Origin of the sequence: Brevibacterium limosum, assembly GCF_011617705.1 — a bacterium.
Taxonomy (GTDB): domain Bacteria; phylum Actinomycetota; class Actinomycetes; order Actinomycetales; family Brevibacteriaceae; genus Brevibacterium; species Brevibacterium limosum.
On record NZ_CP050154.1, the window covers coordinates 741,856 to 756,753 of the forward strand.

Consider the following 14,898-nt stretch of genomic DNA (forward strand, 5'->3'; position numbering starts at 1 on the left):
GTCAGTGCCGCGGAGGCTGGTTCGGATCGACCGGCCCGTCGGTAGCAGGACCCTCGGCGGGACCGGCAGGCGAGGCAACCTGGTTGCGCAGGATCTCGCGGATGTCGCCGAGCAGATCCTCGGTGGTCGGAGGGACTTCTTCCTCGGGAGCTCCGCGCTTGCGCAGCTCGTTGAGCTTGTTCATCGGGACGATGATGATGAAGTAGACGATGGCGGCCACGATGAGGAAGTTGATGGCCGCAGTGATGACCGCACCGATATCAAGGGTGGCCTCCGGCACGCCTTCCTTGAGCGGGATGGAAAGAGCCGGGCCCTCGGCGCCGCCGACGGCGGCGATGAGCGGGTTGATGATCTTGTCAGAGAATGCGGTGACGATGGCGGTGAATGCGCCGCCGATGATGACCGCAGTTGCGAGTTCGACGACATTCCCCTGGAGAATGAAGTCTCTGAATCCCTTCAGCATTAGAGAAACCCTTTCGGTGTATGTTCACTGAAATGCGGTTGATGAATAGCTCAATTACGATCCAATAGTACACATGGGTAACACATTGTCAGCAGGATTGTTCTGCGAGTCTGATCATGGGGTCGATGATCCGGGGCCCCGGAATGCATTGCTGAATGCTGGCTCGGAGGGTGCAGAAGCGTCCGTGCACAACGGCTCAGCAGGGATGATGGTCCGCCGATGACAGGGAGCGATGGGGCTGATAGCCAGCCGAGCATGCGGATCAGCGAGGAAGAATGGCAAAGCTGATGGGAAGCCCGGCGAACTCGGCGACGCGGCCGGCATCCTCGGCGGAGAGGATCACGGATACAAGTTGGCCTGACTCCGCGGCAATTCCTTCGGGTTTGTCGACAAGGCGAGCGATCGTCACCTTTTCGACGACGACTTCCGATCCGCCGTCGGGAAGTGACGAGAAGAGACGGATCTTCTGTCCCGGTTGGAGCAACGCCGTCGAGGCGTCATCGGCCAGACGGATCGGCATGAGCAGGTCACGGCTGCCCTTCGGCAGAGCCTGCTGATCGAGCACGACCGCCGAGGTCAGCGGTGATCCCTTCGACAACCCCGCCGAGGTGGCCCGACCCCTCACCTCTTCAACGGAGGTGAATGCCTTGTCGGGGACCAGGTCGGTAGGAAACTGAGTGAGGGTGAGGTGCTGAGCTCGGAGTTCTGTACCAGGAGCCAGGTCCGATTTCGCGACGACGATCGCCGTACCCGCGCTGGTCGGGGTGAGCATCCAAACGACCAGAGCACAGGCACACGCAAGGCAGACGGCGGCGAGAAGGCGCTGAGGTCGGATGCGAGACGGCCGTGCCCAGCCCGAAGACGAGGTGCGGATGCGGTGGAAGATGCCCATGCACCGAGCCTGCGACGGCATTTGGTGAGCGGCAAGGACGCGGAAGTCGCCTGTGGACAGTTCGTGCTGTCCACAGGCGATCGGCGTTTGAGTGATGCGGAGGTCAGCTTGCGGCTGGAGCCGGTCGGGTGGCGGTCGGGGTGGGTCAGCTCGCGGCCCGAGTCGGCCAGCTCGGTGCTGGGGTCAGCTCGCGGCTGGGGTGCTCGCTGCCGAGGAGCTGTTCGATGAAGAGCTCGACGAGGAGGAGCTGGAGGAATCCGTCGACGACGAACTTGAGGACTCCTTCGACGAGGAGTCGGAACTCGACGAGCTGACGGTGCTCGAATTGGCCGAGCGGGAGTCGGTGGCGTAGAAGCCGGATCCCTTGAAGCTGATGCCCACAGCGCCGAAGACCTTCTTCAGGCGGCCCTGGCATTCCGGGCAGACGGTGAGCGAGTCATCGCTGAAGTCCTGATGAATATCAAAGGCGTGACCACAGCTCTTGCAGGCGTAGGAGTAGACGGGCATTCGAGACCTTTCTTCGACGACAAGATTATAGTGCACGTCGGAACCTCCCTGGAGCACCGGTCCGGGATATGCACAAGGTTATCCACATATCAACACGCGCGAGTGGGTGCTGATTCCCGACGATCAGGCCGTGAAGATGTGAGTTCCGTCTTCGGTGACGGCCGCTGGAATGCGCAGATCCCAGTCCTCGGCGACGAGGCCCGTCAGATCGAGCTCCTCGGCGAAGCACACTCCGAGGACACGAGGCCCCGAACCAAGAGACGCCGAACCAAGAGGCGCCGCCCCGTGAGGGCCGAAGGTCCTGTCGTAGAATCCACCGCCGTTGCCCAACCGGGCGCCATCGGCACCGAAGCCCAGGGCGGGGACGAGGATGAGGTCGAGACCGACCGCGGGGGAGAGCAGCTGAGCGGCGGAGAGCAGCGTGTGATCCCGGGCCGGTTCGCGGATTCCCCATCTGCCCCACGGCTTCAGGCGGGCCATCGAACCGGTGACCTGGCCGAACATCAAGGGCTCGCCGACCGTCGTGACGACCGGCAGATAGACGGTGCCGCCTGCTGCGAGAAACCGGTCGAGCGCCGGGTCGAGGTCCGGCTCTCCGGGCAGAGCCGCATAAGCAAGGAGGGAGCGGACCGGCGCTTCCCGGATGACACTCCACGCGGCAGCGGCCACGGCGTCCGCAGGTGAGGTTGAAGTCGGGGTCGCGTCGGCCGGGGTGACCTGCGGCGATGTCGTCGCCACGGACGACGATGAGGCGGGAGACGCCTCGGCGAGGGAGCGGTCGGCACGAGCGGCGCGGATGCGGGACCTCAGCTGCGCCTTCGAAGTTTCTGGTTCCACGCATTTCAGACTAACCGGGGTCGGCGGATTAGTTAAGATGACTTCATGAGTGATGAAGCGCAGCGCACCGTTCGCAAGGCCGTGATCCCCGTCGCCGGTCTCGGAACTCGGTTCCTCCCCGCCACGAAAGCCACCCCCAAAGAGATGCTGCCCGTCGTCGACAAGCCGGCGATCCAGTACGTCATCGAGGAAGCCGTCGACGCCGGTCTGCAGGACGTTCTCATGATCACCGGCCGGAACAAGCGGCCGCTGGAGGATCACTTCGACCGGGTCGACGGGCTCGAGGCGGCGCTCGCGCAGAAGGGCGACGACAAGAAGCTCGCCGCTGTGCGCCATCCGTCGGAACTCGCTGATATCCACTATGTGCGCCAGGGAGATCCGAAGGGTCTCGGTCACGCCGTGCTCAAGGGGCGTCAGCATGTGGGCAATGAGCCGTTCGCGGTGCTTCTCGGCGATGACCTCATCGACGAGCGCAGCCCGATCCTGCCGAAGATGATCGAGGTCGCAGAGAAGACCGGCGGCAGCGTCGTCGCACTCATGGAGGTCCCGCCGGAGGCGATCCACCTCTACGGCTGCGCGGCCGTCGAGACCACCTCCGATGATGAGGTCGTCAGGGTCACCGATCTCGTCGAGAAACCTGCCACCGAGGATGCTCCCTCGAACCTCGCCATCATCGGCCGCTACGTGCTGGCTCCGGAGATCTTCGACGTCCTCGAGACCACGAAGCCGGGACGCGGCAACGAAATCCAGCTCACCGATGCCCTTCAGGAGCTCGCCGGGGATGACGACGGCCACGGCGTCTACGGTGTCGTGTTCAAGGGTGCGCGCTACGACACGGGTGACAAGCTCGACTACCTCAAGGCGGTTGTGCAGATCGCCTGCGACCGTGACGACCTCGGCGACGATCTCAAGGCGTGGCTGCGCGACTTCGTGCCGACGCTGGACTGAGCTGACTTCTCTGGTGCGGCCCGTCTGGGCAGACCGACATCGAACCCGAGAGCGAGGGCAGCCGCGTGTGGCCTGTCATCCTGACTGATCGACAGTCCGATATCGTGCTGCGACCGCTGCGCCGCCGCGACGAAGAGGCCTGGCGAGAAGTCCGTCGATTCAACCGCGACTGGTTGCGTCCGTGGGATGCGACTCTGCCCGCACCCGGCCAGGAGCTGCCGGGGTTCCGCACGATGGTGCGGATGCAGGACAAGCAGGCCAAGCGGGGACAGACCGTGCCGTTCGCCATCGACGTCGACGGGAGCTTCCGCGGCCAGATCACCGTGTCGGGACTGAGCTGGGGCTCGATCCTGTCCGGGCAGATCGGGTACTGGATCGACTCGCGCGTAGCCGGGCGCGGAATCACCCCGATCGCCGTGGCCATGGCCGCCGACCACTGTTTCTTCGCCCTCGGTCTCCACCGCATCGAGATCAACATCCGCCCGGAGAACACTGCGAGCCTGCGCGTGGTTGCCAAGCTCGGCCTGCGCGACGAAGGGGTGCGCGAGAAGTACATGCATATCGACGGACAGTGGTGCGACCACCGCTCGTTCGCCCTGCTTTCCGAAGAGGTCCCGCAAGGACTGCTTGCCGCATACCGGCACGGCACCAGCGGGTGATCGGCGTGAACGAGCGCCGTTCGGGAAGGTCCAGCCGCCACCTGGGAATTCGGTGAACTTCGCCCCTGTTTGACCGACACACCTCACGCCTTCACGTCTTCGCAGATGCCCGCAACTTAGGGTGGCATTGTGGACACCAGCATCATCGTCGTCATCGCCATCGTCGTGGTCTTCGCCGTTGCTGTGCCCGCAATGATTCGGAAGTCCGCGACGGATCTCTCGCGCGTCGAAATCGACACGGTTCCGGACAATGCCGCCGTCGTCTCCGCCGAGACCGCGATCCCCGGGCACGACCATTCGGAGCGCATCCAGGTCTTCCACGACAAACCCCGGAAAGTGCCGTCGGTTCCGACGCCGGACATCTCACCCAGAGGCGAGGCCCCGAAACTGAGTCTCTCGGCCACTCTTCCCGAGTTCGCAGTCATCGACGGTCACGCCGAAGCGCATACCGTCACCGAGGCCGCCGAGCACACCCAGCTCAACGTCCTGCCCATCGCGGTCGGTGAAAGCAGCTCCTCCCTATCCAGTGACTATGCGATAGCCGGTCGCGCTGTCGGTGGTTCCAGGGTAGGTGCCGGCACTGACACAGGATTCGGAGCGGGCACTGCCGCCGACAATGTGCGGATGCTCCACCCCGCGGTCCATGCCGTATTCAATGGCAGCAGCCGCTCCGCCGGGCACTCGGACAGACAGGACCGCCCGCCCCAGGCGACTCCACCCCAGGGGAATCCACCTTGGGCGACCGACGCCGGTCGCAATGTGTCGGCGAACCGGACAGGTTCGACCGGTGCCGGTCCTGACCGGCGAGGCGGCGGACCACAAGAGGGGCAGTCCCGGTCGGGACGCGGCGACCACCTCGGCGAGGGGGCGACCAGCACGAACGGACACGACCCACAATTTTCCAATCCGACCATCGGAACCGATGAGGAACATGCGATGACTGAGCAAGCCACGACCCTGCGGGAGTCCCTGAAGTCGCTGAACACCATGGTCAGGGGCTTCTCCCTGGTCTTCCTCGCCTCGGTTCTCGGCATTCTCGTGTCGAGTGTGCTCGCGGCCTTCTCGGTCGTGCACATCGCCCTGGCAGGGGTCTTCCTCGGTCTCGCGGTCGTGACTCTGTTCCTCGTGCGCACGCTCAACCTGCGCAAGCGGGAAGCGAAGAAGAAGCTGCGGCGCCTGCAGGAGACCGCGCGGACACAGTCGGCTGCCAAGCCGGAGAGGGCTGCTGAGCCGGTGCACGCCACCAAGTCGGAGCGTGCCCCCAGGCCAGAGCGGGCCGCCAAGCCAGAGCGTGCCGCCCAGCCGGAACCGGCAGCGCAGTCGACGACTGCGGCCCAGCCGACTGCTGCGGCTCGACCGAAGACGAGTACTCAGCCTGCGACCGAGTCGCGGACAACGGCTCGACCGGGTGCGAAGTCACAGACTGTTCCGGTCAAGGAGCAGCGCCGCACAGCACCTGTATCGACCTCGAGCGGAACCGCTGCCCGGATCGCCGCGGCGGCACAGGGCACGAGCGCGGCGGCGAAGGCCGCGCAGGCACGCGCCGCGATGAACCGCTCCGTTGAGGCGAAGAAGTCCCGCGAAGAGGCCGACACCGGCGAGATCCCACTCGTGCGCATCCGCAAGGAAGCCGCCGAGGGCCACACCACCCGGCAGGTCCTCCTCACCGGACCGATCCCGGTCGTGAAGGAGAACGCCGCCGCTGACAGTGACGCCACCTCCGCCGAGGCGACCGCCGACTCCGATGGTGCGTCGACTTCGGGCGCTGCTGAGACGGGGGCTTCGAAGCAGCCGGTTGAGAAGACGACGGCGAAGGAATCCCCGGCTGAGCGTAAGAACGACGCTGATGCGACCTCGACACAGTCCGTAGAGAAGGCCCCGGCCGAATCCGCGGATGCTCCCGTCTCGCTCGGAGCCGACCTCGCCGGCGAGACCGACACGGTCGCAGGCACAGCCGATCGGGAGGACGCCGATGTGGATGTGCACGCGGAGCTCAACGCGGCAGCACCGAAGGTCGATGACCCGTTCATGCAGCGACTGAAGTCACGTGACGGCTGGTCGCCGACCCCGCTGCCGGTGCCCAGCTACGTCGACGCTCCCGAGGCCGAGCACCCGGTGCCTTCGGCAGCGGCGGCGGACGCCAGCTCTTATGAAACCGAAGCCCGCAGCCGTGAGGACATCGCGGCCCAGTTCGCCGAGGAGCTCGGCTACCGTCCGGAGCTCAGCGACTCAGCCCGCGAGGAGGGGCCGCTCGGCCACGGCCGCAAGGCGATCCGGACGCCGAAGGCCGCCGACCTCGGCGCCGTCAACGACGTCCTCGCGCGGCGGCGCGCCTGATGCCCCGAAGCAGCTGAATCGAGGTCCACACCGATCTCTGAACGCAGATGACGAAGCCCCGCACCATCCGTGCGGGGCTTCGTCGTACCCGGGCTCCTGGGCTCATGAGGGCCTGCTTCCCGCCGGGGTTCTGCGAACAGCCCAGTCCACGACAGATAGCACATATTCCGCACTGGGCTAACTGTCGTGGACTGGGCTGCCAGCGATCAGGTGCTGAAGACGAACCAGCAGATCGGATCACGCCGAGCCTGATCCTCCAGCACGAGTTCACGGACTTCGGACGACAGCCTCTCGCGCTGCCGATCACGTTCGGCACGACCGGCCGCGAGGTCCTTCCCGGATGGTCCACGGGCAGCTTTGATCGCGTAGGCCGCCGCGCCGAGATCGTGCTCGGCGACGTGGCCGACACACGCGGCCTGTCCCGCCGCATACGCGGCGAATCGAGCAGGTCCCCGCAGCGGTCGAGCCGCACCCATGGCGTGACCGCCGAGGGCGCGAGCCTCCATCATCGGCATCTCCCCGGCCGCCCAGGCGCGGGCGGCAGCGATGGCCTCATGAGGGCGTACGTCGTCCGGGAGAATTTCCTCGAAGACGGGGAGGACGTGGTCGGCACAGTCGGCGGCCCACAGGGCGAGGAGCCGGTGGTGATCATCGGTCAGCGAGCCGCCTCGGCGCAGGGTGATCATCCGCGGATCACGGACTTCGGGAAGGATCACGGGAGCCGTCCGAGCTGGGACCGCAGTCGCAAGCGGGGGAACCGAATGGTGTTCACACGTGCCGATTGTAGCGCTCGCGCCGGCCCGACCGGTCTGGGGAAGGTCGGAACTGCGGCAAGAACCTACCTGGGGCTGTGTGTTCCCCTGCTGGACACGTTCGGCTCGGCAAACTCGGACCGTGCTAGGTTGCTCACCGTCGACCACGCGAGGGCGACCGGCAGAAAGCCGAATCAGCGTTCAGGGGAGAATCCGATGGTCGGTATCGACGACGGAGTCAACGCCGACAGGGCCGGGGAGCGACGGGCCAGACGGGCCGCGGCGGGTTCGTTCATCGGCGCCGTCGTCGAATGGTACGACTTCCTCCTCTATGGAATCGTCGCCGCCCTCGTCTTCGGGGAGCTCTTCTTCCCCGACTACAGCTCCCATGCCGGAACGCTGGCGGCGTTCGCGACCTTCGGTGTCGGATTCATCTTCCGCCCCCTCGGCGGCATCATCTTCGGCCACTTCGGCGACCGCCTCGGCCGGAAGTCCATGCTGGTGTGGACGATGACGATCATGGGCGTGGCCACCGCCCTCATCGGATTCCTGCCGACCTACCAGTCCGTCGGCTGGCTCGCGCCCGCCCTGCTGGTGCTGCTTCGCTGCATTCAGGGCATCGCCGTCGGCGGCGAGTGGGGCGGTGCCGCACTCATGGCCGTCGAGAGCGCACCGTCGAAGCTGCGGGCCCTCTTCTCCAGCGGAGTCCAGATCGGCTACTCCTTCGGACTGCTGCTGGCCACCGGTCTTGTGGCCCTGCTCAGCAGCAACTTCTCTGCCGAGGCCTTCCTCGCCTGGGGCTGGCGCATCCCATTCTTCTTCAGCGCCGTCCTCGTCCTCGTCGGGCTGTGGATCCGCGCCGGCGTCGAGGAATCAGAAGAGTACGTCGAGCGTGTGAAGAATGCGAAGACCGACAAGACCGCGAAGCTGCCGATCCTCGAAGCCTTCAAGCGCTACCCCGCACAGATCGTCCAGATCGTCGGCCTGCGCTTCATCGAGCTGCTGACCATGTACATCGTCACGACCTTCGCCCTGTCGTACTCGACCGAGCAGCTCGGCCTCGACCGGCAGATCATGCTCAACATCACCCTCATCGTCGGCGGCCTCGGCATCGTCACGATCCCTGCCTTCGCCTATCTCTCCGACCGCTACGGACGACTGCGCGTCTATCTCACCGGCGGCGTCATCGGCCTGGTCAGCGCCGTGCCGTTCTTCCTCTTCCTCGAAGCCGGCAACGTCGTCGGCATCGTCATCTTCGCGGTGCTGCTCATCAACATCGCCCACGACGCAGTCGTCAGTGTCCAGCAGCCGCTGTTCGCCGAGATGTTCAGCCCCGAATTCCGTTACAGCGGAGCCGGCGTCGGCTACCAGCTCGCCAGCGCCATCGCCGGCGGCTTCACGCCGTTCATCGCGACGTTCCTCGTCGGACTCGGCAACGGGACCTGGTACCTCGTGGCGGCCTACCTCGGCGGCGGCTGCCTCATCTCGATCTCGATTGCCATGCACCTTGTGCGCAAGTGGCAGCTCGGCCGCCGCGCCGAACGCTCCACCGTCGACACCGAACAGGTCGTGTCCGCCTGATGGTTCGGCACTCCTCCCTGGCCGCCGCCATGCCGACCTCTGGATCGCACGCCGAAGCGATGCCTGCCGCGAAAGCACCAACCGCGCCGACACCCGGCTGACCGGACTCCGGTCTCGTGTCAGCTGCGGGGCAGGGCCACGTACTTGACCTCGAGGAACTCGTCGATGCCGACGCGGCCGCCCTCGCGGCCGAGGCCGGACATCTTCACTCCGCCGAACGGCGCCGCCGGGTTCGAGACCAGGCCGGTGTTGAGCCCGACCATGCCCACTTCCATCTTGTCGGCGAGGCCGAGAGCGCGTTCGACGTTCTCGCTGTACAGGTAGCCGACGAGGCCGAACTCGGTCTCATTGGCCAAGGCGATGCCCTGTTCGTCGGTGTCGAAGGTGACGATCGGGGCCACGGGGCCGAAGATCTCCGTCGTCCGGATCTCGGCGTCATCGGGAATGTCGGTCATCACTGTCGGGGTGTAGAAGAAGCCGTCACCGTCGATCCTGGCCCCGCCGGTGAGGACATTCGCTCCCTTGGCCACGGCCTCATCGACGAGGCCGGCGACCTTGTCGAGGGTGTCCTGGTCGACGAGCGGACCCATCTCGGTTCCTTCGTCGAGGCCGTTGCCCACCTTCATCGCACCGATGCGTTCGGCCAGCCTCGAGGAGAACTCCTCGGCCAGAGAGGAATGGACGAACATGCGGTTCGCCGCGGTGCAGGCCTCACCGCCGTTGCGCATCTTCGCGACCACCGCGCCTTCGACGGCCTTGTCGATGTCGGCGTCGGCGAAGACGACGAACGGCGCGTTGCCGCCGAGCTCCATCGAAGTCTTCATGACGCTGTCGGCGGCCTGCTTGATCAGCCCCACCCCGACCTCGGTGGACCCGGTGAATGTGACCTTGCGGGCGATGCCGGACTCCATCCAGGGAGTGACGACGCGGCGCGCGGAGTCGGAGGTGACGAGGTTGAGCACGCCGGCGGGCAGGCCGGCTTCGACGAGGACGTCGACGAGCATGAGCGAGGTCAGCGGGGTCAGCTTCGCAGGCTTGAACACCATCGTGCAGCCGGCGGCGACGGCGGGTCCGATCTTGCGGGCGCCCATGGCCAGCGGGAAGTTCCACGGGGTGATGAGAATGCAGGGGCCGACGGGCTCGCGCGAGATGAGCATGCGGTTCTTGCCGTCCGGGGACTGTGAGTAGTCGCCCTCGATGCGCACGGCCTCTTCGGAGAACCAGCGGAAGAACTCGGCGCCGTAGGTGACCTCGCCCTTGGACTCGGCGAACGGCTTGCCCATCTCGGCGGTCATCACCGCGGCGATGTCGTCGGCGCGGTCGTGCAGCAGTTCGAAGGTCCGGCGCAGGATCTCGGAGCGCTCGCGCGGCGAGGTGGCCGCCCAGTCTGCCTGTGTGTCACCGGCGACCGTGATGGCCTCTTCGGCATCGGCGGCGGAGCCGTCGGCCACGGTGGTGATGATCTCGCCGGTGGCGGGATTGCGGACGTCGATGGTCTTGCCGCCCTCGGCCTCGCGCCACCGGCCGTTGATGAACAGGCCGGTGCCCAGTTTGTCGATGATCGGAGTGATATCCACGACGCGTCCTCCTTGAGTGTCGTCGGTGCAGAACCGCGTGGCCGGCGTGAGAACGTCCCCGCCGCAGTATCGGAACGCGGCCGCTTCCAGTCTAGTGCTCTTCGGCCCGATGCGTCTTGGGGATTTCGCTGCCGGCACCTGTCAGGCGGGGGACTCGTCGGGTCCATCGGCTGCGGAGCCACCGTCGGCCGCAGCCGAAGCGCGGGCGATCATCGACAGTGAAGCGTGGGTGAGTGCACTGACGGCGATGAGTTGGCGGTTGTGCATCGTGATGCCGCGGATCACTCGGAGGCAGACTTCGTCGCGACTGAGCTCGGTGCCGATCGGCCGGATGTTGTCTTGGGCCGTTGAAGCGATGGCTCGGCACTGATCGACGACCGAATCGGCGCTGACGGAGTAGCCGGCGGCATCGACCATCTCGAGGGTTCGAGCCACGGCTGTCCGAGCGGCAGACTCTTCATCCGGCCAGCCCAGCCGGTCGAGAGCCTCGGTCACGATCCCATCGAAGCGGTCCGAATGAGACCGAGGCGCGGCGGCGGGGCTGGTGCCCGATCTCAGTGTGAACGGAGGTGACCCCGGTGCTCGGAGCGCCGAGGCGGGAAGCCCGGAGTTCCCGCGCAGGGCGAACTCCTGGCAGATCCCCATCAGCTCGATCGTCGGCAACGACGCGTCACCGATCGCTCGGGTGAGTTCGGCGATTCCGGAGATCGGTGTATTCAGCTCGTCGCGGAGCCAGCGGATGAGCTCGAGTCGGTGGAGATGAGCATCGTCATAGACCGCCGTGGTCGCATTCTTCTTCCGGCCGGGGCGGAGGAGCCCCTCATGGATGTAGAACTTGATGCTCGCAGTCGAGACTCCCGATGCGGCGGCCAGGGCACCGAGCTTCATCGCTGGTCCAGTCGTGTCGATCTCATCCCAAGTCCTGTCTCATCGGCAGCCTCACTCTGCGGCCGGGATCAGATAGCGGAAGCGGCTCATGCTATCTACGTTGCCGCAGTTGGTCAGTGACACTATCTTAATGTCATGTCCTCACTCTTCATCGCCATCCATGCCATTGCCGCCACGGGTGTCGTCCTGCTGGGACCCATCCAGATCATCCGCCGCGCCAAGGACCGCAGACACCGTTTCATCGGGCGGTCCTGGGTCATTCTCATGTACTTCGTGTGCACCAGCGGAATGTTCATCTACTCACTCACCGGTTCCTTCACGATCTTCCACGCCTTGGCGATCTGGACCTTCATCTCCACCACGCTCGGCGTCATCGCCATTCGCCGTGGCAACGTCCGACGCCACATCGGAATGATGGTCGGCTCCTATCTGGGCGCACTGATCGCCGGCGTCTTCGCCGCGGTCGTTCCCGGTCGTGAGATCCCGCGGCTGGCCGTGAGCGACCCCGGGCTGCTGTGGTCACTCGTGGCCGTGATCATCGTGGCTGTCACCGCTTGGGCGATCGTCGTCCTGCGCTTCGTCTCCGGGCACGACCGGAAGACATCCACAGCGCAGACGCGAGAAGGCACCGGCGGCGAACCGCTGACGCCCTCGAGCCCGAGCAACGCGGCCCCGGTCACCGCGAAGTGACGCGACCGGGTCGGGACCTCAGGCCACGAACTTGTCGAACTCGTCGTTCTTGTGCAGGAAATTCTGCACATAGGAGCACGTGGTGCGGAACTTCAGCCCCTCCTCGGCGCTGGTCTCCAGCGCGTAGCGCACCAGCTCGGCCGCCAGACCGCGACCGCCCCACTCGGGGGACACCTCGGTGTGGGTGAAGATGCGCACCGTACCTTCGGCGGTGTCATCGGCACCGGCCTCACGGTCGATGTAGTCGGCGAGACCGATGACCTTGCCCTCGTGGGAGACGGTGAAGCGTTTGGCGGCAGCATCCTCGGCGATGGTGAAGGTCTCTCCCGAGATGTCGATGTCCATGGTCATTCCTCCCGAATGTCCGTGCCGGCGGCACTGCGCGATGGTCGCTGTCCTGACAGTTGACACTATAGTTCTGGGCGAGCGGAACGACTAGCCTGGTCAGTGAGCCGCAGTGAAAGTCGTGAAGGAGTCCCATCTATGTCCGCACATCCCTCGGTCACCGTGGTCGATGCGCACCGCCGGAAGCTGCGCGAAGCCGGGTTCGAGGTCGCCGAACTCACCGCCGCTGACATCGCCGACTACGTCGAGCTCGTCTCCTCGGCCTACCGCGGTGAGGGGTCGAAGCAGGGGTGGACCACCGAGGCGGACCTCCTCGGCGGGCAGCGGCTCGATGCTCCCATGGCCGAGGAGATGCTCGCCGAGGCGGACTCACAGATCCTGCTCGCCCGTGATGAGCAGGGCCGCGCCGTGGCCAGCATCTACGTGCGCGAACCCGAAGACGGAGCGGCCTACCTCGGGGTGCTCGCCGTCTCGCCGGTGGGGCAGGGGAGGGGCGTGGGGTCCTCGCTCATCAGCCTCGCCGAGGCGTGGGTGGCCGAACGCTGGGGCGCGACGTCGATGCGGATGAGCGTGATCAACAAGCGTGACGAACTCATCGCCTACTACGAGCGCCGCGGGTACGAACGCACCGGCGACGTCGAGCCCTTCCCCTACGGCGACGAACGCTTCGGAGTGCCGAAGGTCGACGACCTCGAGTTCGTGCTGCTGCGCAAACAACTGAGCTGAACGGGCGGCCCACAGACTCGGGGCACGCGCTGCCAAGCCAAGAATAGGTCAGCATCGGACACTTCGGTTGAAAGAAAGTATCCGATACTGACCACTAGTTTGGAGGAGAAGGTCGCTGGCCCGCTGGCGCGCCCCTCAGAAGACCATCGCGGGCACGACCAGGCCGCCGACGAGGGCGACCGGGCCGATGACGACCATCGACATGCCGAACTTCACGAGGATGCGGGTCAGGCGCGGCTTGTCCTCGACAGGGGCGGTCGCGACGACCGTGGCGCCCAGCGTCGAGAACGGTGAGACGTCGACGACGGCCGAGCACACGCCCAGCGCCGCGATGAGCGCCCACCCGGGCACCCCACCTGCGGCGATGAGGGGCAGCGCCAGCGGCACGAGAGCGGCCAGGATGCCAGTGGTCGAGGCGAACGCAGAGACCAGACCGCCGACGATGCAGAGGACGAACGCGGCGATGAGCGGCGAACCGATCGCCTCGGCGCCCTCACCGAGCAAGTCGACCGCACCCATGTTCTGCAGCACGCCGACGAAGGTGATGATGCCGCCGACGAGCAGCACGGTCGGCCAGTCGATCTTCGGAATCGCGGCCTTGCCCGTCTTCGGGTCGACGAGCGAGAGGATCGCGCCGAACATGAAGCACAGCAGGCCGATGTCCGGTTCCTGACCGAGGGCCGCGAGGACGACCACGGTGCCGATGAGGCCGACCATGAAGATCACGGTGAGGATCTGCACGAATGTGAAGGGCGAGGACTCGACCGTCTCAGAGCCGGAGGAGGAGTCGAAGAGCGCTTCATCCTCGTCGTCCTCACCGAAGGCGACACTCGACGCCGAGGCGGAACCGCGCGAAATCGTCGACTGCGCGCTCCCGGTGCGGGCCCCGGCCGAAGCGTTCCCGGAATGTGTCCCGCCCCCGGCCTCAGCATGCGCAGCGGCCGCCACCGTGGTCTTCGAGAACAGCGACCGCCCGTACATGAAGTAGGCGACGGCGAGCATGACGAGGTAGACGGCCACGGCGATGCCGAAGAGCAGGAACGGGGACAGATCGATTCCGGCATCATGCGCGGTCGAATAGGTGACGATTCCGTAGAGACTGGTCGGGGCGAATCCGCCGGCGCCGATGGCGAAGCAGATCGCCAGGCCCATGAGCGCATAGTCGACCCCGTACTTGCGCGCGACCTGCATGCCCACCGGCATCATCACCAGGCCGGCCAGCGGGGCGCCCATGGCCGCGATCCCGCCGGTGATGAGGAAGAACACGACCGGCAGCAGCACCGCCGAGGATCCGACGCGTTCGAGGGCCCAGTCGATGATCTTGTCGACGGTCCCGTTCTCCTGCGCGATCGCGAAGAAGTAGGTCACGCCCGCCAGCAGGATCATGATGCTCAGCGGGAACTCGGCGATGATGTCCTCGACCGCCAGATCGGTGAATAGGAGCCCGGTTCCGGCCGCGCCGACGAGCATGAGCACGCCGATCTGCACACCGCGGACAGCACCGACCGCGAAGAGAGCGATGAATATGAGCAGAGCAATGATCTGAGTGAGCATGATGTCCTTGCGAAGGCTGAAGCGACACTGAGCATCGCTGGCTGATTCGTTGAGAGACACTACCAGTGTTACCGGCAGGTACACGTGAGGCGTGTCCGATCCGTCGGAAAGTCCCGACAGACGGAAAACCCTCGCCGAGGCG

General features: G+C 65.9%; 15 protein-coding genes and 2 pseudogenes. 8 read left to right on the forward strand and 9 right to left on the reverse strand.

From position 1 onward, the window contains the following. Position 1: 1 nt before the first annotated feature. Positions 2 to 463, reverse strand: coding sequence for a large conductance mechanosensitive channel protein MscL (gene mscL / locus GUY37_RS03230; protein WP_152347632.1), 462 nt, complete (start codon positions 461 to 463; stop codon positions 2 to 4). A 262-nt stretch (positions 464 to 725) separates the two neighbouring features. Then, positions 726 to 1,235 (reverse strand): SAF domain-containing protein, encoded by a 510-nt coding sequence (locus GUY37_RS03235; RefSeq protein WP_228278335.1) that lies wholly within the window; start codon positions 1,233 to 1,235, stop codon positions 726 to 728. A 233-nt stretch (positions 1,236 to 1,468) separates the two neighbouring features. Between GUY37_RS03235 and GUY37_RS19455 the strand changes: the two are divergent. Next, positions 1,469 to 1,525, forward strand: a pseudogene (locus GUY37_RS19455) (hypothetical protein); the annotation flags it as partial. 29 nt (positions 1,526 to 1,554) lie between these two features. After that, positions 1,555 to 1,707 carry a hypothetical protein gene (locus GUY37_RS19460; protein ID WP_407645417.1) on the forward strand — a complete coding sequence of 51 codons (153 nt, stop codon included), beginning with the start codon at positions 1,555 to 1,557 and terminating at the stop codon, positions 1,705 to 1,707. 14 nt (positions 1,708 to 1,721) lie between these two features. On the opposite strand, the pseudogene GUY37_RS19465 reads toward GUY37_RS19460, so the two are convergent. Both GUY37_RS19465 and GUY37_RS03250 read right to left on the reverse strand, forming a co-directional pair. Beyond that, a pseudogene (locus tag GUY37_RS19465) lies at positions 1,722 to 1,862 on the reverse strand (FmdB family zinc ribbon protein); the annotation flags it as partial. Between the two features lie 123 nt (positions 1,863 to 1,985). Next, positions 1,986 to 2,699, reverse strand: a complete 714-nt coding sequence (locus tag GUY37_RS03250) for a 5-formyltetrahydrofolate cyclo-ligase (protein ID WP_228278336.1) — start codon at positions 2,697 to 2,699, stop codon at positions 1,986 to 1,988. A 45-nt stretch (positions 2,700 to 2,744) separates the two neighbouring features. Here GUY37_RS03250 and galU point away from each other — a divergent pair, with 45 nt between their 5' ends. The 3 genes from galU (at position 2,745) to GUY37_RS03265 (ending at position 6,643) form a co-directional block, all read left to right on the forward strand. Further along, entirely contained in the window at positions 2,745 to 3,647 is a 903-nt protein-coding gene (galU, locus tag GUY37_RS03255; RefSeq protein ID WP_166822121.1) for a UTP--glucose-1-phosphate uridylyltransferase GalU, read from the forward strand. Positions 3,648 to 3,712: 65 nt separating this feature from the next. Then, entirely contained in the window at positions 3,713 to 4,306 is a 594-nt protein-coding gene (locus GUY37_RS03260; RefSeq protein ID WP_166822122.1) for a GNAT family N-acetyltransferase, read from the forward strand. Positions 4,307 to 4,435: 129 nt separating this feature from the next. Further along, positions 4,436 to 6,643 carry a hypothetical protein gene (locus GUY37_RS03265; protein ID WP_166822123.1) on the forward strand — a complete coding sequence of 736 codons (2,208 nt, stop codon included), beginning with the start codon at positions 4,436 to 4,438 and terminating at the stop codon, positions 6,641 to 6,643. Between the two features lie 206 nt (positions 6,644 to 6,849). Here the strand turns inward: GUY37_RS03265 and GUY37_RS03270 are convergent, their stop codons facing one another. Beyond that, complete coding sequence (locus GUY37_RS03270) at positions 6,850 to 7,359, reverse strand: putative immunity protein (protein ID WP_166822125.1); 510 nt, start codon at positions 7,357 to 7,359, stop codon at positions 6,850 to 6,852. Positions 7,360 to 7,611: 252 nt separating this feature from the next. On the opposite strand from GUY37_RS03270, the gene shiA reads away from it, so the two are divergent. Further along, positions 7,612 to 8,976 carry a shikimate transporter gene (shiA, locus tag GUY37_RS03275; protein WP_166822128.1) on the forward strand — a complete coding sequence of 455 codons (1,365 nt, stop codon included), beginning with the start codon at positions 7,612 to 7,614 and terminating at the stop codon, positions 8,974 to 8,976. Positions 8,977 to 9,095: 119 nt separating this feature from the next. Here shiA and GUY37_RS03280 read toward each other — a convergent pair whose 3' ends face one another. Then, positions 9,096 to 10,553, reverse strand: coding sequence for an NAD-dependent succinate-semialdehyde dehydrogenase (locus GUY37_RS03280; protein ID WP_166822131.1), 1,458 nt, complete (start codon positions 10,551 to 10,553; stop codon positions 9,096 to 9,098). Positions 10,554 to 10,694: 141 nt separating this feature from the next. Continuing rightward, the gene (locus GUY37_RS03285) at positions 10,695 to 11,441 is read right to left on the reverse strand and encodes a MerR family transcriptional regulator (protein WP_166822134.1); all 747 of its coding nucleotides are present in this window, start codon (positions 11,439 to 11,441) and stop codon (positions 10,695 to 10,697) included. Positions 11,442 to 11,576: 135 nt separating this feature from the next. Here GUY37_RS03285 and GUY37_RS03290 point away from each other — a divergent pair, with 135 nt between their 5' ends. Continuing rightward, entirely contained in the window at positions 11,577 to 12,131 is a 555-nt protein-coding gene (locus GUY37_RS03290; RefSeq protein ID WP_166822138.1) for a DUF2306 domain-containing protein, read from the forward strand. Between the two features lie 18 nt (positions 12,132 to 12,149). On the opposite strand, the gene GUY37_RS03295 is transcribed toward GUY37_RS03290, so the two are convergent. Further along, a complete protein-coding gene (locus tag GUY37_RS03295; RefSeq protein ID WP_166822141.1) occupies positions 12,150 to 12,476 on the reverse strand; it encodes a GNAT family N-acetyltransferase in 327 nt (108 codons plus the stop codon). A 138-nt stretch (positions 12,477 to 12,614) separates the two neighbouring features. Between GUY37_RS03295 and GUY37_RS03300 the strand changes: the two genes are divergently transcribed. After that, positions 12,615 to 13,202 carry a GNAT family N-acetyltransferase gene (locus tag GUY37_RS03300; RefSeq protein WP_166822144.1) on the forward strand — a complete coding sequence of 196 codons (588 nt, stop codon included), beginning with the start codon at positions 12,615 to 12,617 and terminating at the stop codon, positions 13,200 to 13,202. Positions 13,203 to 13,337: 135 nt separating this feature from the next. Here the strand turns inward: GUY37_RS03300 and GUY37_RS03305 are convergent, their stop codons facing one another. Next, positions 13,338 to 14,756: an SLC13 family permease gene (locus GUY37_RS03305; RefSeq protein WP_166822147.1), complete on the reverse strand. Its 1,419-nt coding sequence runs from the start codon at positions 14,754 to 14,756 to the stop codon at positions 13,338 to 13,340. Between the last annotated feature and the right edge of the window lie 142 nt (positions 14,757 to 14,898).

Excerpts from the sequence above, each read along its gene's own strand:
- GUY37_RS03285 (WP_166822134.1), bottom strand. The coding sequence starts at position 11,441 with ATGAAGCTCGGTGCCCTGGCCGCCGCATCGGGAGTCTCGACTGCGAGC.
- galU (WP_166822121.1), top strand. The coding sequence starts at position 2,745 with ATGAGTGATGAAGCGCAGCGCACCGTTCGCAAGGCCGTGATCCCCGTC.
- GUY37_RS03300 (WP_166822144.1), top strand. The coding sequence starts at position 12,615 with ATGTCCGCACATCCCTCGGTCACCGTGGTCGATGCGCACCGCCGGAAG.
- mscL (WP_152347632.1), bottom strand. The coding sequence starts at position 463 with ATGCTGAAGGGATTCAGAGACTTCATTCTCCAGGGGAATGTCGTCGAA.
- GUY37_RS03305 (WP_166822147.1), bottom strand. The coding sequence starts at position 14,756 with ATGCTCACTCAGATCATTGCTCTGCTCATATTCATCGCTCTCTTCGCG.
- GUY37_RS03235 (WP_228278335.1), bottom strand. The coding sequence starts at position 1,235 with ATGCTCACCCCGACCAGCGCGGGTACGGCGATCGTCGTCGCGAAATCG.
- GUY37_RS03295 (WP_166822141.1), bottom strand. The coding sequence starts at position 12,476 with ATGGACATCGACATCTCGGGAGAGACCTTCACCATCGCCGAGGATGCT.
- GUY37_RS03290 (WP_166822138.1), top strand. The coding sequence starts at position 11,577 with ATGTCCTCACTCTTCATCGCCATCCATGCCATTGCCGCCACGGGTGTC.
- shiA (WP_166822128.1), top strand. The coding sequence starts at position 7,612 with ATGGTCGGTATCGACGACGGAGTCAACGCCGACAGGGCCGGGGAGCGA.